General features: G+C 59.4%; 2 protein-coding genes and 1 pseudogene. 1 reads left to right on the top strand and 2 read right to left on the bottom strand.

Features of this window, described 5'->3' with window-relative positions; translation table 11 throughout:
- A partial coding sequence (locus AWB67_RS35905) for an IS30 family transposase (RefSeq protein ID WP_125477839.1) occupies positions 1-596 on the top strand: 596 nt, incomplete at its 5' end.
- Positions 597-996: 400 nt separating this feature from the next.
- On the opposite strand, the pseudogene AWB67_RS35900 reads toward AWB67_RS35905, so the two are convergent.
- Together AWB67_RS35900 and AWB67_RS35895 are read right to left on the bottom strand one after the other, a co-directional pair.
- Positions 997-1,631 (bottom strand): annotated as a pseudogene (locus AWB67_RS35900) (TetR/AcrR family transcriptional regulator).
- A 271-nt stretch (positions 1,632-1,902) separates the two neighbouring features.
- Positions 1,903-2,814, bottom strand: a complete 912-nt coding sequence (locus AWB67_RS35895) for an SMP-30/gluconolactonase/LRE family protein (protein WP_087660625.1) — start codon at positions 2,812-2,814, stop codon at positions 1,903-1,905.
- Positions 2,815-2,975 lie beyond the last annotated feature (161 nt).

Here is a 2,975-nt window from a genome sequence, read left to right as displayed (position 1 = left end):
TGCTAGAGCAGTTGCGCCGGACGCGGGCAATGCGTCGTTTTCGTCACCACACCTTGAAGACTGACGACCACGGCAGAATCTGCGACACCGTATCGATCAGCGAACGTCCCGCGACAGCGGAAGACCGCGCGATACCGCGTCATTGGGACGGCGATCTGCTATTTGGCAACGCGAACAGCCAAATTGCAACTCTCGTCGAACGTCAAACCCGCTACGTAATGCTGTTGAAGATTGCCAGCAAGGATACCGAGACCGTCGTCAACGCTCTCATAAAACATGCTGGCAAGCTGCCTCATGAACTGTACAGGTCGCTGACCTGGGATCGGGGCAAAGAAATGCCTGGCCACAAACGCTTCACCGTGGCTACCGATATCAAGGTCTACTTCTGCGATCCGCAGCATCCCTGGCAACGTGGTTCAAACGAAAACACGAATGGGCTTCTTAGACAGTATTTCCCTAAAGGCACCGATCTTTCTGTCTATTCACAAGCCAGGCTTAATGCCATAGCCAGGCGACTCAACGAACGGCCCAGAAAAACACTAAACTTTGACACACCAGCTGAACGATTTCACTATTCCGTTGCATCGACCGGTTGAATCCGCAGCCGATTGCTCGCGTTCGGTCCGCTCGCCGATAGCTGCCGTTTGAAGACACGCGCGCTGCTTCGGCGATAGCTTTGTGCTTTTTCGCTCATTGGGTACAACCGGCCAACAAAGAGACTTTCGTTCGGCCCCGCGCTCTGACATTGAGACGGCCGCTGCACCCGGTGGCAGTCCTTCGATCGTCGAGGGGGCCGTCGAGTTGTCGGTCGAGAGGCCACCCATATCGTTCCGCGGATGGCCGAAAATGGATCGATAAAGGTTCTGTTACCTCGTCGAAGTCCAAACAACCCCTCATACCAATCTGCAGATCTCTCGATGTCGGTAACAGAAACGACGATGTCGTCGAACGAAATTATCAATTCTGTGCGAAGTTACTCTGGGCGTCTTTTGTAACTCACTCCGGCTGAACGCTGTGGGCACGGCGCGCGCGCTTCGACGTTGACGACTCTGTTGGCGACTTGGCCGTTTCCCTGCCAGTCGTTGGCCCGACCAACGCCCGGATGCCGGCCGCCGCAAATTTGACGAGTTGCTCATAGTGCGACGTCGACTTGGACGTCCGGGCGGGAGCGCCTAGACGCGCCGCGCGTCCGTTGAGCGCATGCGCTTGCTGCCGGGCGCCGACAGAGAACAGATACGCCCATGTTGCGTGTTCGCGCGATATGCCTGGCATGACGTGTGCAGGGCATCGATGAAGCGCTCCGCGATCGGATCGTAGTAAGTCTCACGGATGCGCCGTGACCGCTCGTCGCTGCCGAGACTCACGGAGGCCACGAGCTGAATGTAGAGCGCGAGGTTCGCCGGATCTTCGCCATGGAAAATCTTCGACAATGGCGTGAAGGCGATCGTCAGTACGTCTTCGATCGTCGCAGTACGCTCGCTCGCAAACAGGGCATCGAGCAGTTTGCCGCGGTGCTGATTGATTGCCGATGAGCGACGCTCGAAAACGGCCTCGTAAAGCTTGTCCTTGTTCGCATAGTGATAGTGCACGAGTGCTTGGGCGACGCCGGCCTCCTCGGCGATGTTACGCATGCTGGCGCCGGCGTAACCGTGCTCGCCGAACACCCGCTCCGCCGCGTTCAGGATCGCCGAGAGGCGCGAACCGGGGGCGCGGTCGGACTCAGGAGCGGCTGTGCCCGTGCTCCCCGATATCTTTCTTGCTTGCGGTGATGTTTTCATGTCGCCAAGCTCCCACGCGGTCCTATTCGATCGATCAGTCAGTATATCCTGACCCCCGCCGTTTGGGTTGCCCGATTCGGCCGGGTCGCGTTAACCGGCATGTGCCGCCGTCCGGCAAAGGCCGTTATCCGAGGAATTCCGGCTCCGGCAATCCTTTCACCCCGGGCCGCACCGCGAGGACGTTGCCCGCCAGAGGCTGCTGCGCAAGTTCTTTCTCACTCATGCGCCGGCGAGCGGTCGTGATGAAGAGCGTATCGAGATCGGGACCGCCAAAGCACAGGCTGCTCACGCGCCGCACCGGCAGGTTGATGACCATGTCGATTCGTCCGCGCGGGTCGTAACGTGTGACGCACCATCCGTCCATGTTCGCGCTCCAGAAACACCCGTCCGCATCGACGGTCGAACCGTCGCAGATACCTCGGCCGAGCGGCACATCGGCAAACTTGCGGCGGTTGTAGATGGCTCCGTCGACGGAGTCGTAGTCGAAAACGTCGATCTGACAACTGAAGGAATCGGTCATGTACATGAGACGGTTATCCGGGCTGAAGCTGATGCCGTTGATGCAGGTAATGCCCTCCATTATCAGCGTCGGCCTGAGGTCGGGATCGAGCCTGAAGAGACGCCCGCGCGGCGTATAGGAGGCCGCCTCGACGGTGCCGGACCAATACCGGCCGTGACGATCGCACTTCCCGTCGTTGAACCGGTTCTTGGGGCGCTCGGCATCCGGACGCGTGATTTCGGTGATCTCGCCCGTTTCCGGCGAGAAGAAATAGAAGCCCGAGCGCATACCGACGATCAGTCCGCCTTTGGCGCGCAAGCCGATGCTGCCGATCTCTTCCTGCATGGGCCAACTCTTCTTCGCTCCGCTCGAGATGTCGAGACGATGAATCGCCTGGCCGATTCCGTCGACCCACCAGAGCAATCTCGTTTTCTCATCCCAGATGATCGATTCACCCAGCACATCGGGCGTCGCGTCGACGACGTCGATGACCGAACCCACCATGTCGATCGGTCTCGTAATGCTGCTGACTGTCATGTTGCCTCCTTGAATCGTGACATTGATATTGGCGTGGTGCCGAATCGCCCGCTCACGCGGCCGGCTCCCTCATGCGGGCGATGCCTTCCAGGGCGAGTCCGTATCCGAGCACGTCGTGCAAACGGGCCTTCAGTTCCTGGTTCAGGCAGGCGCGCGTGTAG

The sequence above is a fragment of the Caballeronia terrestris genome, assembly GCF_001544515.1.
GTDB lineage: Bacteria > Pseudomonadota > Gammaproteobacteria > Burkholderiales > Burkholderiaceae > Caballeronia > Caballeronia terrestris.
The sequence above is the reverse complement of the archived record's forward strand: the minus strand, read 5'-3'. Positions and strand labels throughout refer to the sequence as shown.

Excerpts from the sequence above, each read along its gene's own strand:
- AWB67_RS35895 (WP_087660625.1), bottom strand. The coding sequence starts at position 2,814 with ATGACAGTCAGCAGCATTACGAGACCGATCGACATGGTGGGTTCGGTC.